This window comes from Rhodococcus jostii NBRC 16295 (assembly GCF_001894825.1).
Classification (GTDB): domain Bacteria; phylum Actinomycetota; class Actinomycetes; order Mycobacteriales; family Mycobacteriaceae; genus Rhodococcus_F; species Rhodococcus_F jostii.
Window position 1 is genome coordinate 1 of record NZ_BCWY01000062.1, and the last position, 21,835, is coordinate 21,835.

9 protein-coding genes and 1 pseudogene are annotated in these 21,835 nt (G+C 66.0%); 8 read left to right on the forward strand and 2 right to left on the reverse strand.

All coding sequences use genetic code 11. The features are described from left to right. Positions 1–473: 473 nt before the first annotated feature. Positions 474–1,073 (reverse strand): TetR/AcrR family transcriptional regulator, encoded by a 600-nt coding sequence (locus RJ1_RS30930; protein ID WP_073366325.1) that lies wholly within the window; start codon positions 1,071–1,073, stop codon positions 474–476. A gap of 125 nt (positions 1,074–1,198) precedes the next feature. Here RJ1_RS30930 and RJ1_RS30935 point away from each other — a divergent pair, with 125 nt between their 5' ends. The 5 genes from RJ1_RS30935 to RJ1_RS30965 all read left to right on the forward strand — a co-directional run bounded on the left by RJ1_RS30935 (position 1,199) and on the right by RJ1_RS30965 (position 6,392). Continuing rightward, a complete protein-coding gene (locus RJ1_RS30935) occupies positions 1,199–1,933 on the forward strand; it encodes an SDR family NAD(P)-dependent oxidoreductase (protein ID WP_073366326.1) in 735 nt (244 codons plus the stop codon). Positions 1,934–2,053: 120 nt separating this feature from the next. Beyond that, a complete protein-coding gene (locus tag RJ1_RS30940; RefSeq protein WP_205415423.1) occupies positions 2,054–2,482 on the forward strand; it encodes an NADPH-dependent F420 reductase in 429 nt (142 codons plus the stop codon). A gap of 63 nt (positions 2,483–2,545) precedes the next feature. Continuing rightward, positions 2,546–3,765 (forward strand): IS3 family transposase gene (locus RJ1_RS30950; RefSeq protein ID WP_143049009.1). Its coding sequence is split into 2 segments (ribosomal slippage): positions 2,546–2,801 and positions 2,801–3,765, totalling 1,221 coding nucleotides; the frame shifts between segments, so codons are not numbered across the junction. Between the two features lie 345 nt (positions 3,766–4,110). Beyond that, positions 4,111–4,821, forward strand: a complete 711-nt coding sequence (locus RJ1_RS30960; RefSeq protein ID WP_073366329.1) for an LppX_LprAFG lipoprotein — start codon at positions 4,111–4,113, stop codon at positions 4,819–4,821. Next, complete coding sequence (locus RJ1_RS30965) at positions 4,818–6,392, forward strand: MFS transporter (RefSeq protein WP_073366330.1); 1,575 nt, start codon at positions 4,818–4,820, stop codon at positions 6,390–6,392. Before RJ1_RS30960 ends, RJ1_RS30965 begins: the two co-directional genes overlap by 4 nt. A 137-nt stretch (positions 6,393–6,529) precedes the next feature. On the opposite strand, the pseudogene RJ1_RS30970 reads toward RJ1_RS30965, so the two are convergent. After that, positions 6,530–6,822: pseudogene (locus tag RJ1_RS30970) on the reverse strand (hypothetical protein). Between the two features lie 190 nt (positions 6,823–7,012). Here RJ1_RS30970 and RJ1_RS30975 point away from each other — a divergent pair. The 3 genes from RJ1_RS30975 to RJ1_RS30985 all read left to right on the forward strand — a co-directional run bounded on the left by RJ1_RS30975 (position 7,013) and on the right by RJ1_RS30985 (position 21,755). After that, entirely contained in the window at positions 7,013–7,309 is a 297-nt protein-coding gene (locus RJ1_RS30975; RefSeq protein ID WP_073366331.1) for a hypothetical protein, read from the forward strand. Positions 7,310–8,551: 1,242 nt separating this feature from the next. Then, positions 8,552–11,437: an aminodeoxychorismate synthase component I gene (gene pabB, locus RJ1_RS30980; RefSeq protein WP_073366332.1), complete on the forward strand. Its 2,886-nt coding sequence runs from the start codon at positions 8,552–8,554 to the stop codon at positions 11,435–11,437. A 40-nt stretch (positions 11,438–11,477) separates the two neighbouring features. Beyond that, positions 11,478–21,755 (forward strand): non-ribosomal peptide synthetase, encoded by a 10,278-nt coding sequence (locus RJ1_RS30985; protein ID WP_170008915.1) that lies wholly within the window; start codon positions 11,478–11,480, stop codon positions 21,753–21,755. Positions 21,756–21,835 lie beyond the last annotated feature (80 nt).

Sequence of the window (21,835 nt, forward strand, 5' to 3'; positions counted from 1 at the left end):
GAGTGGAATCTGGACCACCGGCCGGGTCCGTTTGAGGATCGGGCACCGAGGTGGCCAGCGGAATTCATCCGTGGCCTCCGCTCCTACTCTGGACGGTGCCGTGGTCCCCGCTTTTGCAGAAGTACCGTATTCACAAGGTCACTATCGACCGTGATCTGCGGCGAGGTCGCCGCCGGCCACGCGTCGAGCGAGTCAGTGTTCAGCACATCATCGATACATCGGGTACTGCCGCCGAGATAAGCGCATGGGAAGTCGAAGTGTGTTGCCACGTACCAGGCTCGATCGTCTGGCCACCACAAGTGAGCTTCCAGCCCGTGGAACGTGTCTGCTGCCCAAGCGACCCACGTAAGTCGATCCCTTGGGGGTTCTTGCGGTGGTCGCAACACTGAGCGAGTGGAGAGTGTTGTGGCGGAGTTGCCGTTAGCGTATCGGCCTCAGTTGGTGCAGCGGTGCCGGGCGGCGTTGCAGGCTGGTCAACTCCTGAGCGAAGCGGCGGCCGGTACCGCCGCCGTGGGGATGGCGTTGTCGACGAGGACGGCTGCGATGGCGGCGGCGGTGGCGAAGGTGTCGGTGTTGAGGACTCGACTTCGAGCAGAGGCGCCGTCCAGGAGCAGCGCCAGCTGCTCGCCGAGCCGCTCCGGGTCGTCGGCGCCGGCCTCGCGGGCCGCTTCGGTGAGCCGCCCCGCAAATGCCTTCTTGTAGTCGCGGGCGAGTACACGCGCAGGATGGCCCGGGTCCGGGATTTCGACGGCCGCCGCGATGAACGGACACAGCGGCGCGTGGATGTCGAAGACGGCCAGGAGTCGTTCGCGCGGTGTGAGGTCGGTGCGCTCGAACACCTCGGGCAGGATGTCGGGATCGAATCGGCGTAGGTGTTCGGCGATCAGCTCGTCCTTACCGGTGAAGTGCTGGTACAGCGTGCGCTTGGACACCTGGGCCACCGCGCAGAGCTGCTCCAGGCCGGTGCAGTTGATGCCCTGATCGCGGAACAGTTGTTGTGACGCGCCGAGGATGCGCTCTCGTGCGCCCCTACCGCGGCGCAGGCCTCGCGGCCCCTTCTCCACCTCTGTCATGAGCCCAGCGTAACCCACTTGGGTACCGATCGGTGTGCATAACTTGCACCCCGCGCACCGGTTCGCTACGTTAAGTACTCAGATCGGTGTACATAACATCGGCACGGCACGTGAATGGAGTGGTCATGGGAAAGCTCGATGGCAAGGTTGCAGTGATCACCGGCGGATCCACCGGCATGGCGCTGGCCGGTGCCACACTGTTCGTCGAGGAAGGAGCGCACGTCTTCATCCAGGCCCGGCGCCAGGAAGCACTGGACGACGCCGTCAAGCTGATCGGCCGCAACGTCACCGCCGTCCAAGGTGACGCGGCCGAACTGGACGACCTGGACCGGTTGTACGACACCGTCAAGCGGGAAAAGGGCTCGATCGACGTGCTGTGGGCCAGCGCCGGGATGGGCGAACCCGCCGTCCTCGGCGAGATCACCGAGGAACAGTTCCACCGCGCCTTCTGGCTCAACGCGCGCGGCACCCTGTTCACCGTGCAGAAGGCACTACCGCTGATCAACGACAACGGCTCGATCTTGATGACCGGATCCAACGCCTCCCTCGGCGCCTTCCCCGGCTGGAGCCTCTACGCGGGAAGCAAAGCCGTCCAGCAGGCCTGGGCCCGCGTCTGGCTCAACGAACTGCGCGACCGCAAGATCCGGGTCAACGTCCTGACCCCCGGCCAGGTCGCCACCGCCAAACAGGAAGAACTGTTCGACGAGGCAACCAAGGCCGCATTCGAGTCCCTCATCCCCCGCGGAAAGATGGGCCGCCCCGAAGAAATAGCCAGCGTCGCCCTGTTCCTCGCCTCCGACGACTCCAGCTACGTCAACGGCCTGGAACTGGTCACCGACGGCGGCACCACCGCCATCTGAACCACACACCAGCAATGCCGCGGGCACACCCCCACACCAACCCAGTCGCCACAACCAACTGATCTCGAACGTGCACGAACGAGACACAGCGACATCTTGAACAGGAAGCGAGCACATCTCATGAGCAGCATCACCCTCATCGGTACGGGGAACATGGCCCGCACCATCGGCACGCTCGCGGTGGCGGGCGGCAATACCGTCGAGGTCATGGGACGCGATCAGTCCAAGGCCGACGCCCTGGCCAAGGCCCTGGGTGGCGGCGCCACGACGGGCACGTGGGGCGCCATCCCGGCCGGGGACATCGTCATCACGGCCCTGTTGTACGACGGTGTCGTACCGGTCGTCGCCGAGTACGCAGACGCCCTCGCGGGCAAAGTCATCGTCGACATCAGCAACCCCTTCAACGCCACGTTCGACGGACTGGCCCACAGCGAGGAGACCTCGATCGCGCAGGAAGTCGCCAAAGTGGCCCCGGCCAGCGCCAGCGTGGTGAAGGCATTCAACACCATCTTCCGTAATGTCCTTCAGAAGGGTCGACCCAACGTCTGAGGCTGCCCCCTTGGAGTGGACACCCCTGACAATGGTTCCAGGAGAGCCAGGAGGGATGTCGAAGTGGGACGCCAGTCTCTATACCCGGAGGAATTCCGGAAGGATGCGATCGCGCTGTACCGCGCGGCCGACGGCAAACGCACCTACGCGGCGGTCGCCGCGGACCTGGGCATCAGTGGCGAGACGCTACGGACGTGGGTCCGTAAGGACACCGCCCGCAATGGTCGCCATGAGGCCCGCAGCACCGCCGGTGGGGAAACCCAAGCGGACGAGCTCGCGCGGCTGCGGGCAGAGAACGCTCGGCTGCGCGGTGCCGAGAAGGAATGGCAGCTCGAACGCGAGATCCTGCGCCGGGCAGCCGCGTATTTCGCAAAGGAGGTGAAGTGAAGACCCGCCGCTGGGACTTCATCTCCGCTCATCGCGCCGAGTTCGGCGTGCAGCGGCTGTGCCGGGTGCTCGGGACCTCCCGCTCCGGTTACTACAAGCACCTGGCCACCGAACCGGCCCGCGCCGAGCGCGAGGCCGAGGAGGCCGCGACGGTGGCCGAGATCCGCGCCATCCATGCCGAGCACCGCAGCGCCTACGGCGCCCCTCGGGTGCATGCCGAACTCCGGTCCCGCGGGCGCAGGATCAACCGCAAACGGGTGACCCGGCTGATGCGAATCCACCACGTGGTGGGCCGGCACCTGCGCCGCAGCAAGCGCACGACCATCGCGGACAAGTCGGCCCCGTCGGTGCCGGATCTGGTGATGCGAGACTTCACCGCTACGGCTGTCGATAGCAAGTGGTGTGGGGACATAACCTACATCCCGGTGGGATCCTCGTGGTTGTATTTGGCCACGGTGATCGACATCTTCTCACGCCGGGTGGTGGGCTGGTCGATCGCCGACCACATGCGCACCGATCTCGTCACGGACGCGATCGACATGGCGGTGCGCACCCGCGGTGGTGACGTCGATGGCGTGGTCTTTCACAGCGACCGCGGATCTCAGTACACCGCAGCAGCTTTCGCCGATGTATGCCGCCGTCATGGGATCCGCCCGAGTCGAGGCCGCGTCGGGTCAAGTTACGATAATGCTCTCGCCGAATCGTTCTTCCAAGGACTCAAGAGGGAATGGCTGCACGGACGGAGCTGGACGTCGAAGTCGCAGGCACGGCTAGAGTTGTTCGAGTGGCTCTCGTACTTCAATCGACGTCGCCGTCACTCCGCCCTCGGATATCTCACCCCAGTGGAGTTCGAACAGCGGCTGATCGCGTCGTCTACGCTGTCAGTCGCCGCATGAAATCGGGTGTCCACTCCCGAGGGGCAACCTCACTTCCTGTCCCGTCACGATCTGGCAGGGACAACCCGGAGCGCCGTCCGATCACCGGGCCCGTCGTCGTCGGCGTCGACGACCCCGAGCTCAGTGCAGGAGCGGTCGCGTTCGAGTACGCCCACCTGGTCGATGCACCGGTGGTCGCCGGCCACGCCTGGTCGGCGTTTCACCACACCGGAGGCGGTCGACGAGCTGGTTCGGCCGGTGAAAGTCGTTCGTGCCCGGTGACCCCGGGGCCGGGCGTTCCCGCAACGACACCGGTACTGGCCGCAAGCCCGGGCATTGTCGGAGCCGGCGTCCTACGATGCGGGCATGCTCTCCCGCCGTATCTTCCTCGGGACCCTCGCGTTCAGCGCGGCGGTCATCACCGGCTGCACCAACGACAGTTCGGGAGGGAGCGCGAACCTGCCGGACGCGGACAGGCTGCTCGCCGAGTCCGCGGCCGCCCTCCGCGACATCACGAGCGCACACTTCACGATGACCGTCACCGGCTCGATTCCGGGCATCAGCGTGCAGACCGCCGAGGGCGACCTGACCAGGGAGGGCGGCCCGGCCGGTGGCGCGAAGGGCACGGTGAAGCTGACCCTGGCCGGGCAGTTGATCGAAGGTGAATTCGTGCTGGTCGACGACTCGCTGTACCTGAGGGGCCCGACCGGCACGTTTCAGCGGTATCCGTCCTCGCTCACCTCCGAGTACTACGACCCGACCGCCATCCTCGACCCGGACCGGGGCTTCGCGAAGGTGCTGACCGGCATCACGGATGCGAAGACCGAGGCGAGGGAGAAGGTTGACGGGACACCGGCGTACAAGATCACCGGACGGGCGGACAAGGACGCGGTGGGCAACATCGTTCCCGGGGTCGAGTCCGAGGTGGACATCACGGTCTGGCTCGAGGAGGACGGCATGCACCTCCCGATCAGAGCGCTGGTTACGTTCCCGAAGCCGGACGGCGCAGACGCCCCGACCGTCGACGTGGTGGTGTCCGAGCTGGACAAGCCCGTGACAGTGACTCCCCCGCCGTGAGTGTCGAGCTGATCCCGCGGCGGCGCAGGACCGTCGCCGTCGGCGCCGCGGCGCTCGCCGTGCTGCTCGGCGCGCTGGACACCTACGTCGTGGTGAGCATGTTCCGGCAGATCATGGACGACCTGCTGATCCCGGTGAACCGACTGGAGCGGGTGACCCCGATCGTCACCGGGTACCTGCTCGGCTACATCGCCGCGATGCCGCTGCTCGGCCAGGCATCGGACCGGTTCGGCCGCAAGCTGGTGCTGCAGAGCTGCCTCGCCGGGTTCCTGGTCGGCTCGGTGATCACCGCGTTCGCCGGCGACCTGCCCATGCTCGTTGCCGGGCGGGTCGTCCAGGGTGTCGCCAGTGGGGCGTTGCTGCCGGTGACCATGGCGCTTGCCGCCGACCTGTGGGCAACCCACCGGCGGTCGAACGTGCTCGGCGCGGTGGGTGCCGCGCAGGAGCTGGGCAGTGTCCTGGGTCCGCTGTACGGGGTGGCGATCGCAGGCCTTGAATTGTGGTCCAGCGCGTTCGGCATCGCCGGCTGGCGCGGCGTGTTCTGGATGAATGTACCGCTCGGCGTGCTCGCGATGATCGCGGTGCAGGTTTCGGTGCCGCGCCGCGATCCGGCGCACCAGCCCGTCCGTGTGGACGTGGCCGGGGGGCTGCTGCTCGCGGTCGCCCTCGGGCTGGCCGTCGTCGGCCTGTACAACCCGGACCCGCGCACCGCCGTGCTGCCACCGTGGGGCGGGCCGATGCTGGTCGGGGTCGGTGTCGCTACCGTCGCCTTCGTCGGCTGGGAGCTGCGCGCTAAGACCCGGCTGATCGACCCGGTCGACGTGCAGATGGGCGCATTCCTTGCCGCGCTCGGGGTTTCCGGAGCGGCAGGCATCGCGCTGATGGTGACCCTGGTGGACGTCGACCTGTTCGCCCAGTCGCTGCTCGACCGGGACGATCGGGGAGCGGTCATACTGCTGCTGAGGTTCCTGGCCGCGCTCCCCGTCGGCGCGCTGCTCGGCGGCCTGCTGGCAGCACGGCTGGGCGACCGGGTGGTCACGGCGGCCGGCATGCTGCTGGCCGCGGCGGGCTACTTCCGGATGGCCAGGTGGCCGATGGACGTGCTGTCCGCGCCGTACCAGGTCGGGCCGATTGGGGTGCCCCGGCTGGACATCGACCTGGCCATCGCCGGGCTCGGTCTCGGCCTGGTGATCGCGCCGCTTTCCGTTGCGGTGCTCCGCGCCGTGCCGCCGACCCAGCACGGGATCGCCTCGGCCGCCGTGGTGGTCGCGCGGATGACCGGGATGCTCGTCGGGATTGCCGCGTTATCCGCGTGGGGTCTGCACCGCTTCCACGGCCTGACCGCGAACCTGCAGGTGCCGTTCCCCATGGGCAAACCTCCCGAGCAGGCAGCACGGGAGCTGGCCGAGTACACCGGGGGAGTCGACCGGGCTCTGCTCACCGAGTACACCGGGATATTTCTGGTCACGTCGTTGGTGTGCGCGGCGGGAGCGATGCTGGCACTGTTCCTCGGCCGCCACCCAGCCAACGCTTCGGTCTCCGCCGACAACAGCATCACCAAGCGGACATGACCCGTCGAACGGTGACCTGACCGAGTACGAGCACACCGGGCGAGGCGATCTCTTCCGGCACCGTCGTGCATTGCCGCGCCCTTCGCCGACCTCCGCCGTGAGTGCCGGGCACCCGGGACGTGGGCACGCCGCTCACCTCACGGGTGAAGCCCGCCCGCGCGACCGCGGGGAACCAGTTCGAACCACGCGCTCGTTCCGCCACGTAGATGCGGATCCGGATAGCACAACCGAGGCCTTGCGCATCGAACGCGGTGAACCGCTCCTGCCAGGAAATGTGCACGAGCTCGCCGGTGCGGACCCCGGAAAAATCGATATGCAGAGCGCCTGCGGTGTCGGTGTGCGCCGCCGATCGTGCCGGCGCGCCGCGATGCGCCTGAATCCACCCGCGGATCTCGTCATGATCGATGGTGACGTGCCGGTGTGAGGTCATCGGATTTGTCCTGCTTCGGAGCAGCCGTACGCGGGTGTCGCCTCGGATGGGGTTTTCGGGTTACCCGCGACAGCGCGACTCGAATCCCACCCCGGGAACGGCTGCGAGCCGAAGCCGGACCCCCTGTTTTCCGCATCAACAATCCCCAGGCTGTCCCACACGACATATCGATCAAGTTACGATCCGCGGTGTGACGCTCGGCGGCCTCACGATGGCCCTCCTCCGGTTCCCCTACCGGCTGCTGCGCGTGCCCCTGCAGCTGGTCGAGGTGATCACGCAAACCCACCTCGACGAGCAGGCACCCACCCGGCTCGCCTTCGAGCGGTTCCTCATCGACTGCGACCGCGCCGCCGCGTACCTGCTGGGCGACGAGAACGCGGCCCGCCGCGCCGACACCCTGACCCGACACACCGCCGCCGTCCACCTGCTGATCGCCCGCGAGCATCACCGGGTCCGACACCGGGGCCTGATCCTGCTCGACGAGTAGCGGGACCGCTTCTACGCGCGACGACACCACCGGCCGAACCGAATCGATGTCGTTCCGTCGACACTGCCGCTAGCCTGGGCACCGGTCACTGCCGTCCACGAAGGGGAGCTGACCGCCCGGGTGGTGCGTAGCGCAGTTTCAGGGACGTGTCGGCGGCGCTGGCCGCTTGGCCCCACGGCTTGTGCGGCGCGCGGGTGCGCAGGCGGTGCGCTGGGCGCCGAGACGGGGACTTCGCATCAGACGTCGTCGTGCCTCGCCCGTCCGAGACGGTTGGTCCTCGGGGAGCGTGGCGATGAAACCAGGTGGCATAGCGGTCGGCCAACGGGCTGCACTGGGCCCGTGGGCGAGAACCGAGAGTGCGAACGTGATGGGGCGATGGTCAGGAGCAGATCCACGTGGAGCAGCTCGCCGGGTTCTTCGCGGATGAGGATGACGAAGACGATGCGGCAAGCCGGCCGCCCGACACATCAAGAAACGCAATCACATTCGTGGGCCGAGGCTCTGAGTTACACCGTCCCCCTCCACCCCGGCAGCCTGATCCGAACCACCACCGATCCGAACCTCGGGAGACCACCTCACACCGACAACACAGCGCGTGTCCCGACGCACGCACCTCACCCCATTTTCGGATGAGAGCCCGAGGGTGGGGATTTCGGGAAAGGATTTACTGGTGAATAGAACCGACCATTTACTCTGCCAATCACAACCGGAGTGGCGACCTTGTATCCACAGACTTTTGTGACTTAAGGTGAGGTGCGCGCATCGCGCGGGTTGTCGGGGTCTGGGCGAGTTGCGTTGATAGACATGCTAATTAGCCCTTCAAAGGATCAGACCATGTCGACCAGACCCACGGGACCGACGCTACGAGTACTCCGATTCTCCTCTTTCGGCTCGTCACTGAAAATGCACGAGCGGGCATCACCTGCAGTCAGGCGCATCTAGTCAGTTTCTTCAGGGTCGGCGGCGCCTCCCGCCCGCGCCGACGGGTCGCGAGGTCTTGGTGGCAATCATCCGCACCATCGCCGGTGCGGCCGGACTTCACGGCGTGGCGCCTCATCCCACAACGTCGGCCGTTTCGCCTCCAGTCGGTGAATCACACGAGCTTTCCCGCGCTGGAGGAGGGCGCTCGGGGGGCGCGCTCAGACGAAAGCTCCTGCACTAAGTCGAGGGACCTCATCAAGTCGTTGCACCGGCGAGAGACAACGTAGTGTCGCATCCCTCACGCTGAAACTGGGCACAGCGATGTTCACAAAGACGTTGTTGATCGACAACTACGACTCCTTCACATACAACCTCTATAGCTTTCTCAGCGACGTCAACGGGTGCCCGCCGACGGTGGTGCGCAACGACGTGGACTGGTGTGCGCTGGAACTGACCGAGTTCGATAATATCGTCATCTCTCCGGGGCCTGGTCATCCAGCGAGCGAACGTGACTTCGGCATCAGCTCGCGGGCAATTCTGCAGGGCGGGCTTCCGACATTAGGAGTGTGTCTCGGCCATCAGGGGTTGTGCCAACTGTTCGGTGCGCATGTCGTCTTGGCACCGGAGCCGAGGCACGGTCGCAACTCAGAGGTATTTCACAACGGTAGAGAACTGTTCGCGGGTCTCCCCTCGCCTCTGTCGGTCGTCCGCTATCACTCTCTCGCCGTCGAAGACCTCCCTGATGAGCTGGAGGCGACGGCGTGGACCTCCGACGGGGTCCTCATGGGGGTAAAGCATCGTTTGCGCCCGCTGTGGGGGTTGCAATTTCATCCGGAATCGGTCTGCACCGATCACGGACATGAGCTCCTGGCCAACTTCCGTGACCTCACCCCGACCCGCCGGAAGGGATCCGCACCGAGGCCTCGACGTAGGCCGCGGACCTTATCGCCGTATGTGGTGGAAACCCAGCGGATAGAACGGCGAGTCGATTCACAGACGGTGTATGAGCGCCTTTTCGCGCACGGCCCCAACAGTTTTTGGCTCGATGGCAGCTCCACGGTGGAGTCGGAGGCGCGCTTCACCATCATGGGCGACGCATCTGGCCCGCGTGCCGAGTACGTCACGTACAGCGTTGCGGACGGCACGGTCCTGGTGCATCGTTCGGGCGTTCCGGACGAGAAACGACGCGTACCATTCTTCGACTACCTCGACGAACAGTTGCGGGTTCGTGCTGTGCCGCGATCCCAGGACCTGCCGTTCCCGTTCGATCTGGGCTACGTCGGCTATCTGGGCTACGAGTTGAAGGCTGAAGCCGACGGCAATGCGCAACACTCCGCGGACACACCAGACGCGGCCCTGGTGTTCGCCGACCGCGCAGTCGTGATCGACCACGCCGACGGCAGCTGCTACTTATTGGCCCTCAGCGAGCAGGCACACGACCCCGACAATCGTGACTGGATGCGCCGTACGGCGAGGGTGATCTACCGGATGCCCGTCACGACCGACGAGGCTCATCCCGCGCGGCCGCTCATCAGGTCGGCGGCGGACCCGCGCATGACGCTGCGCCACAACCGCGAAACCTACCTCAGCAAGATCCGTACCTGTTTGGAGAACATTCGGGTTGGAGAAACGTACGAAGTGTGCTTGACGAACCATGCCCAGATCGATGTCGAGATAGACCCCGTCCAAACCTTCGCCTACCTCCGATCCCTCACTCCGGTGCCTTATGCAGCACTCCTGAGGTTCGATGCGGCGGACATTCTCAGTGCCTCACCCGAGAGGTTTCTGCGCGTGGGCACCGACCGGGTCGTTGAGTCCAAGCCGATCAAGGGCACCCGGCCTCGGGGTGCAACCGCTGCGGCGGATGATGCGCTTCGCCAGGACCTGCTGACGAGCGAAAAGGACCGTGCCGAGAATCTCATGATCGTCGACCTCGTGCGCAACGATCTCTCACGGGTCTGCACGCCCGGTTCGGTGCACGTACCGCGATTGTTCGACGTCGAGACCTACGCACCGGTACATCAACTCGTGTCGACGGTACGGGGGACGCTGCGCAGTGACGCGACTGCGGTCGGGTGTGTGCGCGCCTGCTTCCCAGGTGGCTCGATGACCGGGGCGCCGAAGATCCGGACCATGGAAATCATCGATCGGTTGGAAGAGGGGCCGCGCGGTGTGTACTCAGGCGCCCTCGGCTGGTTGTCGATCAACGGAACCGCCGACCTCAGCATCGTCATCCGAACCATGGTGTCCCGGCACGGGACCGTGAGTTTCGGGATCGGGGGCGCCATCGTCGCATTGTCCGATCCCGACGAGGAGTTCACCGAGACCCTGGTCAAGGCGGCCGCCATGCGCAGAGCCCTCACGATCAGCACCGGCAGATCGCCCGCCCGCGCCCACAGCGTTAGTCCGCAGACCGAGAGTGCCACCATCGATCGAGCTGGGCGACGACTCTCGCGGGCTGAATTGGGCGGTGTCGAGGTGTGGGTCTGCCCCGGTGTGCCAGAGCCCATGGCCAACGCCGAACTCGTCCTTGCCGAGGCTCTCGCCGATATTTCACATGTCACGACACCAGTGGTCGTGGACCTGTGCACCGGTTCGGGAGCGATCGCCCTCGCAATCGCACATGCCCGAGCCGATGCCGGTGTGCACGCCGTAGACGTGGATCCGACCGCCCTGACCGTGGCGCGACGCAACATCGAACGTCAGATCCGGCTCGGCGAGAGCCCGATCGTGCTTCACGAAACCGCCGTCACCGCGCCCAATCTGCTGCCGGGCCTCAACGGTACGGCTGATCTGGTCCTCGCCCGTCCACCGTGTATCCCCGAGGACGAAGACCTTCCCACACAGTGCGGCGAGTACCACCGACGGCCCGTCGTCGGTGGTGCAGAGGGGCTGAAGCTTGCCCGGCAAACCATTGTTGCGGCGGCACGGCTCCTGCACGCGGGCGGCAGCCTCGTCGTCGAGCACCGTCCCGGCCGCTTCACGACAGCGCTCGCATTACTCGCCGAGAACAAGTTCTTTGCCAACGCGACAACACATTTCGACAACGCTGGAGAACCTACCCATACCACGTGCGCGCGGACATCCGTGCAGTACGTGCCTGCCGATGTCGGGCCTGAACCCGACCCTTGCGCGCCCCTATGGGCCGGGATCGCTCGGAACGGAGAAAGTCGTGGACACCGCCCCACCATTGATCGCAGGAAATGAGATGGGTTCGCGGGCCAGCCTTCCTCCCGGAGCGTGTCGTTTGTCTGCCGCGCAGCAGGGAATCTGGTTCGCTCAACAACTGGCCGGCGAGTTGCCGATCACGATCGCGCAGTATGTCGAGGTCTTCGGCGAGTTGGATATCAATTTGCTCGAAGCAGCAAGTCGCACAGCGGCCAGGGAATTCGGTTCCGGGTTCTTACGCCTGGTAGATCACGACGGTGAATTGTATCAACTGGTCGACGATTCTTCCGACGGCGGGATCTTGCGAATCGACTTTCGCGCGGAGGACGACCCCAGGGTCGCCGCGCAACAGTGGATGCGCCGCGAGTTCAGCACCCCGATAGACCTCCTCCACGATGCGCTCGCACTCTCGTCGGTACTCCGAGTCGGCGACCGGCACTGCTACTGGTACTCACGCATCCACCACATCGCCCTCGACGGCTACGGCGCCATGACTCTGATGCAACGTATCGCCGAGTTGTATTCGGCCTCAGTTGCCGGTGTCGACGCTCCGCCACTCCGCGTTCTGGATCCCGCGCAGATCGTCGAAATCGATTCTGCCTACCGGAACTCCGATCGCTTCGAAGCGGATCGAAGGTACTGGGCGGAACGGACCTCGGGACTGCCGGAGCCTACGAGGCTGGCCGGGCGGTCAGCGCCCATCGATGCGCACCCGCGAGTTGCCAGCGCGGCCTTGGCACACGACGTAGCCGCAATGCTCGATTCGGTCGTCGCAAAGCACAACTCGAGTGCGGCACCTGTCGTGGTCGCTGCTCTTGCCGCCTTCCTGTCCCGGATGACAGGCAGATCGGACATCGTCCTCAGTCTTCCGGTTTCGGCCCGAACGACCGCACCGCTGCGGCGCTCGGGAGGGATGGTGGCCAATGTCGTGCCCGTCCAACTCGAGATGGGCGCGGACGTGACGATCGGAGCACTGCTCAAGTCCGCACAACTCGAATTGACCGGGGCGCTGCGGCGGCAACGGTACCGGCGCGAGGACATCTGCCGCGATCTCGGCAGGGACAGCAGTCGAAATCGCTCGTTCGGTCCGACTCTCAACATCATGCCGGCCGGCAGAGAGATCCGGCTGGGCCCACACCTCGGCCGACTGCACGTCTTGACCTCCGGTCTCGTCGACGACCTGTTTGTCAACATCTACCCGAGCGTTAGCGGCACCACGACACACATCGACTTCCAGGCCAACCCGAATCTTTACGACGAAGACGACCTCGATCGCCATCACCACCGGTTCCTGTCCTTCCTCGACCGCTTCCTGTCCGCCGATGCGGGGAGTCGGGTCGGTGACCTCGACATCCTCGACACCGACGAACGACGGCAACTGCTCGACCGCACCGGCGGCCCCGCACAACCGGCAACGACACTGCCACAACTGCTGGCCACCGCCGCAGCACACGACCGCACCACACCGGCGGTGACAGACGGAGACCACCACCTGTCCTACGAACAACTCGACACCACCTCCACCCAACTCGCACGAATCCTCATCACCGAAGGCATCGGCCCCGAAGACACCGTCGCCATCGCACTCCCCCGCTCCCCCAACGCAGTCCTCGCGATCTGGGCCACCACCAAAACCGGCGCCGCATTCCTCCCGATCGACCCGAACCACCCGAACGACCGCATCACCCACATGCTCTCGGACTCCCGAGCCGCACTCGGGCTGACCACCACCCAGCACGCCACCACCCTGCCCGCACCACTGCCGTGGCTCATCATCGACACCCCCGACTTCGAAACCCGCTGCAACACCATGGATTCGAGACCCATCACCGACACCGACCGAATCCGACCCCTGCACACCACCAACACCGCCTACCTGCTCTACACCTCCGGCTCCACCGGCACCCCCAAAGGCGTCGCCGTCACCCACCAGGGCCTGGCCAACCTCGCCGCCGAACAACGCGAACGATTCACCACCACCCCCGACTCCCGAACCCTGGCCGTGGCATCACCGAGCTTCGACGCCTCGGTGTTCGAACTGCTCCTCGCCGCCGGAGCCGGCGCCACCATGGTCATCGCCCCACCCACCGTCTTCGGCGGCGACGAACTCACCCAACTCCTCCACCGCAACCACGTCACCCACGCCGTGATCACACCGGCCGCCCTGGCCACCATGGACCCCACCCACCTCCACACCCTGCACACCGTCCTGTCGGCCGGCGAGGCCTGCACCCCCGACCTGCTCACCCGCTGGGCCACAACCCCCGACGCACCACACCCACGCCGCCTCTTCAACGGCTACGGCCCCACCGAGACCACCGTGATGAGCAACTGCAGCGGCCCGCTACCACCCAGCGGCCCCATCACCATCGGCGGCCCGATCCGCGGCACCCACACCTACGTCCTCGACGACCGACTCCGCCCCGTCCCCACCGGCGTGACCGCAGAACTCTACGTAGCCGGAATCCAACTCGCCCGCGGATACCACAACCGACCCGCACTGACCGCCCACCACTTCGTCGCCAACCCCTACGGCCCACCGGGGGAACGCATGTACCGCACCGGCGACCTCACCCGCTGGCACCCCGACGGCAACCTCGAATTCCTCGGCCGCCGCGACCACCAAATCAAACTCCGCGGCCACCGCATCGAACTCGGCGAAATCGAAACCACACTCACCACCCACCCCGACATCACCCAAGCCGTCGCCGCGATACACCACGACCCCCACACCGGCGACCAACTCGTCGGCTACGTCGTCCCCCGCGACCACACCCCCCTCGACCCCACCGCGATCCGCGCCTTCGCCGCCCACCGCCTCCCCGACTACATGCTGCCCACCCCCATCACCATCCTCGACGCACTACCGCTGACCCCCAACGGCAAGATCGACCGCCGCGCACTCCCCGCACCCGTACCACCGACACCCCGGTTCCGGCCACCGGTCACCACCGAGCAGCGAATCGTCGCCGACATCTTCGCCGACATCCTCGGCCACGACCGCATCGGACTCGACGACGACTTCTTCACCCTGGGAGGCAACTCCCTCCTCGCCACACAGGCGGTGTCGCGACTCGGCTCGACCATGAACGCGCGGGTGCCGATGCGGGTGCTGTTCGAGGCGTCGTCGGTGCGGGCACTGTCGGGGTGGCTCGAATCCCGGGCGACGGCGGGTGCACACACAGCGCTGCTGCCGCGGCCCCGGCCCGAACGCATCCCGCTGTCCTATGCGCAGCAACGGATCTGGTTCCTCAACCGGTTCGATCCTCACTCACCGGTCTACAACATCCCGATCGCCGTGCGCCTGTCGGGACCCATGGACTCGGCCGCACTGCTGGCAGCGATCGCCGACGTCGTGGACCGGCACGAGACCCTGCGGACGATCTACCCCGAAGCGGAGGCCGGCCCGCACCAAGTGGTTGTCCCCGGGGCGGAGGTCAGCGGGGCGGTCACCACCGCCGTGGTGACCGAGAACGAGATTGCCGCGCGGCTGATGTCGATGGCCTCGGCCGGGTTCGACGTCACCACATCGGTACCGGTGCGGGCGGCCTTGTTCGAGACCGCCGAAAACGAGCATGTGCTCGCCGTAGTGCTGCACCACATCTGCGCCGACGGCTCCTCGATCGCCCCGCTTGCGCGGGATCTCATGGCCGCCTACACCGCTCGCTCCCATGGGAATCCACCCGCCTGGACTGCACCGACGGTGCAGTACGCGGACTACACGCTGTGGCAACGGGAGTTACTCGGCTCCGACGACGACCCCGATTCGTTGCTCACCCGCCAGCTGACGTACTGGCGTTCCACACTCGTCGGGCTGCCGGAACAGCTCGAGCTGCCCGTGAACCGAACGCCGCCCGCCGTCACCCACCGTGGAAGAACACACAAGTTCACCATCGACGCGCCCACCCACCGCGCGGCAACCGCGCTAGCACGACAGCACACCGCGACCGTGTTCATGGTGGTGCACACCGCGTTCGCGGTGTTCCTGGCCCGGACATCGGGCACCACTGACATCGTCATCGGCACCCCGGTCGCCGGTCGCGGCGACCCGGCCCTCGACGATCTGGTCGGCATGTTCGTCAACACCCTGGTGCTCCGAACCCCGGTCGACACTGCCAACAGCTTCACCCAGCTGCTCTCGACGGTGCGAGAGACCGACCTGGCCGCGTTCGAGCACGCCGACGTGCCATTCGAACGGGTGGTCCAGGCCCTCAACCCGGCACGATCGACCACCCGACACCCACTGTTCCAGGTGATGCTCGCCTTCCAGAACCAGGAGCACCCGGAGCTCGAACTGGAGGGACTGACCGCCCGCATCGAAGACATCGACCACGCCGCCACCCAGTTCGACCTGACCCTCACCCTCAGCGAGTGTTTTGGCGACAAGGCCGCCCCCACCGGGCTGAACGCAGCACTGATCTACGCGCAGGACCTGTTCGACGAGGACACCGTGCGCGGGTTCGCCGACCGATTCATCCGACTCCTCGAGGCTGCAGTGGCCGAGCCCGACCGCCCGGTCGGCGACATCGACCTCCTCGACCCCACCGAAAAACAGCTGGTCATCAGGGACTGGAACCACACCGATCATGCGACAACCACCGACACGCTGGTGTCAATGTTCGGTGCGCAGGTCGCTCGCGCACCCGACGCCATCGCGGTCATCGACGGAAACCGAACACTGTCCTACACTGAGTTCAACGCTCGAGTCAACCGGCTCACCCGACACTTGATCACCCAAGGAGTGGGCCCGGAAACCGTTGTGGCACTGCGGATGCGCCGCTCCATCGACTTCGTCGTCGGCGTCTACGCCACCCTCACCGCCGGTGGAGCCTATCTGCCCATCGACCCCGATCTCCCAGCCGAGCGTGCACACTTCATTCTCGCAGTGGCACAACCCACCTGCATTCTGACCACCACCCACGACGAGCAAGACGATCTGCCCGACCCGGTGCCGGTCTTCCACATCGACACCCTCGATCTGGCACCGATGTCCGCGGCGCCGGTGACCGACGCGGACCGTCGTGCACCCCTGCGCCCGCAGAACATGGCGTACGTGATGTTCACCTCGGGATCGACCGGCCGGCCGAAGGGGGTGACGGTGACGCACAGTGCGATCGTCAACGAGGTGCAGTGGGTTGCGTTCGACTACGGCTTGGGTGACCGTCTTCTGCAGAGCAACGCGGTGACCTTCGACGCGTCGACGCCCGACCTCTTCGCCCCCCTGCAGGTCGGCGGCTGCGTAGTCTTGACAGGACCCGACGGCCAACGCGACCCCGACTACCTCGCCGAGCTCATCCGCACCCATGCGATTACCCACATGGCGTCGGTGCCGACGGTACTGACCGCCCTGATGGCCTGCCGGTCACCCGACGTTCTCCGCGGCGTGCGGGTGATCTACCTCGGCGGTGAAATGCTGTCCGGGCAGACCGTCGCGCGGTTGGCGGAATTCGGTCCGGCGACGGTGTGGAACCAGTACGGGCCCACCGAAACCACCGTCAGCGTCATCTGTCACCGCTGCACCCAGCACGAAGAGAGAGTGGTGCCCATCGGCACACCGCAGACCAACTGCCACGCCTACGTGCTGGATCATCGCTTGCATCCGGTACCGGTGGGGGTGGTGGGCGAGTTGTATGTGTCCGGGGTGCAGCTGGCGCGGGGGTACCTGGGACAGCCGGCGTTGACGGCAGAGCGGTTTGTAGCAAATCGGTTCGGCCCACCGGGGGAACGCATGTACCGCACCGGCGACCTGGTGCGCTGGCACCCCGACGGCAACCTCGAATTCCTCGGCCGCCGCGACCTCCAAGTCAAACTCCGCGGTCACCGCATCGAACTCGGTGAAATCGAAGCAACTTTGACGGCGGATCCCGACGTGACCCAGGCTGTCGCCGCGGTCCACCACGACCCCCACACCGGGGACCGGTTGGTCGGCTACGTCGTCCCCCGTAATAGCGCCCACCTCGACCCGAATCGGGTCCGCGCCTTCGCCGCCCACCGCCTCCCCGACTACATGGTGCCTTCACCGATTACGGTGGTGGATCGTTTGCCGTTGACGGCGAATGGGAAGGTGGATCGGCGGGCGTTGCCGGCACCGGTGTTTCCGGTGCCGCAGTACCGGGCGCCGGTGACGGTGGCGGAGGGGGTCGTTGCCGGGGTGTTCGCGGATGTTCTCGGTCGCGAGAGGGTCGGGCTCGACGACGACTTCTTTGCCTTGGGTGGCAACTCGTTGCTTGCGACGCAGGCGGTGTCGCGGCTGGGTGTGGCGATGGATTCGCGAGTGCCGATCCGGGTGTTGTTCGAGGCGTCGTCAGTGCAGGCACTGTCGGGGTGGCTCGAGTCCCGGGCGACGGCGGGTGCACGCACGCCTCTGGGTACGCGGCAGCGACCCGAACACATCCCACTGTCCTATGCGCAGCAACGGATCTGGTTCCTCAACCGATTCGATCCACACTCACCGGTCTACAACATTCCGGTCGCCGTGCGCCTGTCGGGGACCATGGACGCGGCGGCGTTACGGACGGCGGTCGGTGACGTCGTGGACCGGCACGAGACCCTGCGGACGATCTACCCCGAAGCGGAGGCTGGCCCGCACCAAGTGGTTGTCCCGGCGGCGGAGGTCAGCGGCGCATTCGACACCGCCGCAGTGACCGAGAACGAGGTCGCCGCGCGGCTGATGTCGATGGCCTCGGCCGGGTTCGACGTCACCACATCAGTACCGGTGCGGGCGGCCTTGTTCGAGACCGCCGAAAACGAGCATGTGCTCGCCGTAGTGCTACACCACATCTGCGCCGACGGATTCTCGATCACCCCATTGGTCCGGGATCTCATGGCCGCCTATGCGGCCCGCGCCGGCGGACACGCGCCATCGTGGCCACCGCTGGCGGTGCAGTACGCGGACTACACGCTATGGCAACGGGAGTTACTCGGCTCCGACGACGACCCGAACTCGTTGCTCACCCAGCAGCTGACGTACTGGCATTCGACACTGGACGGTCTGCCGGATCAGTTGGAATTACCGGGCAACCGGACCCGGCCCGTGGTCTCGCACCGTGGACGGACACACAAGTTCACCATCGACGCGCCCACCCACCTCTCGGTCATTGATATCGCACGGCGGCACGCCGCGACCGTGTTCATGGTGGTGCACACCGCGTTCGCGGTGTTCCTGGCCCGGACATCGGGCACCACTGACATCGTCATCGGCACCCCGGTCGCCGGTCGCGGCGACCCGGCCCTCGACGATCTGGTCGGCATGTTCGTCAACACCCTGGTGCTCCGAACCCCGGTCGACACTGCCAACAGCTTCACCCAGCTGCTCTCGACGGTGCGAGAGACCGACCTGGCCGCGTTCGAGCACGCCGACGTGCCATTCGAACGGGTGGTCCAGGCCCTCAACCCGGCACGATCGACCACCCGACACCCACTGTTCCAGGTGATGCTCGCCTTCCAGAACCAGGAGCACCCGGAGCTCGAACTGGAGGGACTGACCGCCCGCATCGAGAACATCGACCACGCCGCCACCCAGTTCGACCTCACGCTGACGGCAAGTGAACGCGTCGACCGCGATGGTGCCGCTCGCGGTCTGACCGCCGCGCTGACCTACGCACAGGACCTGTTCGACGAGGACACCGTGCGCGGGTTCGCCGACCGATTCATCCGACTCCTCGAGGCTGTCGTGGCCGACCCCGACCGCCCGGTCGGCGACCTCAACCTCCTCGACCCCACCGAGAAACAACTGATCCTCGAGGACTGGAACCACACCGAACATGCGCCAACCACCGACACCCTGGTGTCGGTGTTCAGCGCCCAGGCAGCCCGTACGCCCGACTCGGTGGCGGTGGTGGATGGGGACCTATGCCTGTCCTACACCGAGTTCAAAGCACGCGTCAACCGGCTCACCCGACACTTGATCACCCAAGGAGTGGGCCCGGAAACAATTGTGGCACTGAGGATGGCCCGCTCCATCGACTTCGTCGTCGGCGTCTACGCCACCCTCACCGCCGGTGGAGCCTATCTGCCCATCGACCCCGATCTCCCGGCCGAGCGCACAAACTTCATTCTCGCAGTGGCACAACCCACCTGCATTCTGACCACCACCCACGACGAGCAAGACGATCTGCCCGAACCGGTGCCGGTCGTCCACATCGACACCCTCGATCTGGCACCGATGTCCGCGGCGCCGGTGACCGATGCGGACCGTCGTGCACCGCTGCGCCCGCAGAACATGGCGTACGTGATGTTCACCTCGGGATCGACCGGCCGGCCGAAGGGCGTGGCCGTGGCGCACAGCGCCATCGTCAATCAGGTGCGGTGGGGGGTCGAGGCGTTCGATCACCGTGCGGGTGATCGTCTTCTGCAGAGCAACGCGGTGACCTTCGACGCGTCGACCCCCGACCTCTTCGCACCACTGCAGATCGGCGGCTGCGTGGTGTTGGCGAGCCCGGACGGCCAACGCGACCCCGACTACCTCGCCGAGCTCATCCGGGCGCAGAAGGTCACCCACGTGGCGTCGGTGCCGACGATCCTGACCGCCCTGATGGCGAGCCGGTCGCCGGAAGCGCTCCGCGGCGTGCGGGTGATCTACCTCGGCGGTGAAACACTGACCGGGCAGACGGTCGCGCGGTTGGCGGAGGTCAGTCCGGCGACGGTGTGGAACCAGTACGGGCCCACCGAAACCACCGTCAGCGTGATCTGCCACCGCTGCGGGGAGGGTGAGGGCGCAGTGGCTCCGATCGGTGCACCGCAGACCAACTGCCACGCCTACGTGCTGGATCATCGCTTGCATCCGGTACCGGTGGGGGTGGTGGGCGAGTTGTATGTGTCCGGGGTGCAGCTGGCGCGGGGGTATCTGGGACAGCCGGCGTTGACGGCAGAGCGGTTTGTAGCAAATCGGTTCGGCCCACCCGGCGAACGCATGTACCGCACCGGCGACCTGGTGCGCTGGCACCCCGACGGCAACCTCGAATTCCTCGGCCGCCGCGACCACCAAATCAAACTCCGCGGCCACCGCATCGAACTCGGCGAAATCGAAACCACCCTCACCACCCACCCCGACATCACCCAAGCCGTCGCCGCGATACACCACGACCCCCACACCGGCGACCAACTCGTCGGCTACGTCGTCCCCCGCGACCACACCCCCCTCGACCCCACCGCGATCCGCGCCTTCGCCGCCCACCGCCTCCCCGACTACATGCTGCCCACCCCCATCACCATCCTCGACGCACTACCGCTGACCCCCAACGGCAAGATCGACCGCCGCTCACTCCCCGCACCCGTACCACCGACACCCCGGTTCCGGCCACCGGTCACCACCGAGCAGCGAATCGTCGCCGACATCTTCGCCGACATCCTCGGCCACGACCGCATCGGACTCGACGACGACTTCTTCACCCTGGGAGGCAACTCCCTCCTCGCCACACAGGTCACTGCGCGGCTGCGAGGGGCTCTCGGCGTCAACATCCAGGTATCGTGGATCTTCACTGATGCCACCGTGGCAGCGATCGCCGGTAGAGTCGAGGCGGTCTCCGGCGGGTCGACACCTATTGTGCCGACTTCGGCGTTCGACGTCCTGTTGCCGATCAGATCAGCCGGGGATTCCGACCCGATCTTTTGCATTCACCCAGCTAGCGGATTAGCTTGGTGTTACGCAGGTTTGGCGCCATACACCGAACCGGGACGGCGAATCTACGGGATCCAATCCCCCGAACTCGCCGAAGACGACCCGCATCCCCGTTCGATCGAGCAGTTGGCGGAGGAATACGTCCGGGTGATCCAGGCCGTGCAACCGCGCGGCCCATATCACCTGCTCGGCTGGTCATTGGGCGGAGTCATCGCCCACGCCGTAGCCACACGATTTCGCCTTCTCGGGAAGCAGGTCTCATTGCTGGCGATGTTGGACAGCCGGCTGCGCGAAGCGGAATCGACTGCAAACCAGGAATTCACTGTAGGAGACATCCTGGTCGAGCTAGCCGATCTGTTTGGATTCGGTGCTGAAGACTTCGATGCCGCGGAGGAAACCATATCGGCCGAACGAGCGACCGAACTGATTCATCTGCGGACTGGTGCATTCGAGTTTCTCCAGCCATCACACATGAAGCAGATCGTCGCATCCTTCAATGACGCGCCACGGCTGGTCGCCAATTACCACCCCCCCGTGTTCGACGGAGACGTGGTCTTCTTCGCCGCCGCAGCCGACGAGATTCACCGGGAAGTTGCCGAAAGTTGCTGGAAACCATATGTAACCGGTTCCATCGACTACTATCCCATCGATACCACGCATATTCGTATGACCACGCCGCGTGCATTGGCAGACATTGCACGAGGTCTCAACACCTACCTCGTCGACGCTGTCAGTTAGACGGTATGAGGCGCATGGGCTGGGGCTCACAACACTGCTCTACGACAACACCACCATTCAAGTCCGCTCCGACCGACGCA

Excerpts from the sequence above, each read along its gene's own strand:
- RJ1_RS30935 (WP_073366326.1), top strand. The coding sequence starts at position 1,199 with ATGGGAAAGCTCGATGGCAAGGTTGCAGTGATCACCGGCGGATCCACC.
- RJ1_RS30930 (WP_073366325.1), bottom strand. The coding sequence starts at position 1,073 with ATGACAGAGGTGGAGAAGGGGCCGCGAGGCCTGCGCCGCGGTAGGGGC.
- RJ1_RS30940 (WP_205415423.1), top strand. The coding sequence starts at position 2,054 with ATGAGCAGCATCACCCTCATCGGTACGGGGAACATGGCCCGCACCATC.
- RJ1_RS30960 (WP_073366329.1), top strand. The coding sequence starts at position 4,111 with ATGCTCTCCCGCCGTATCTTCCTCGGGACCCTCGCGTTCAGCGCGGCG.
- pabB (WP_073366332.1), top strand. The coding sequence starts at position 8,552 with ATGTTCACAAAGACGTTGTTGATCGACAACTACGACTCCTTCACATAC.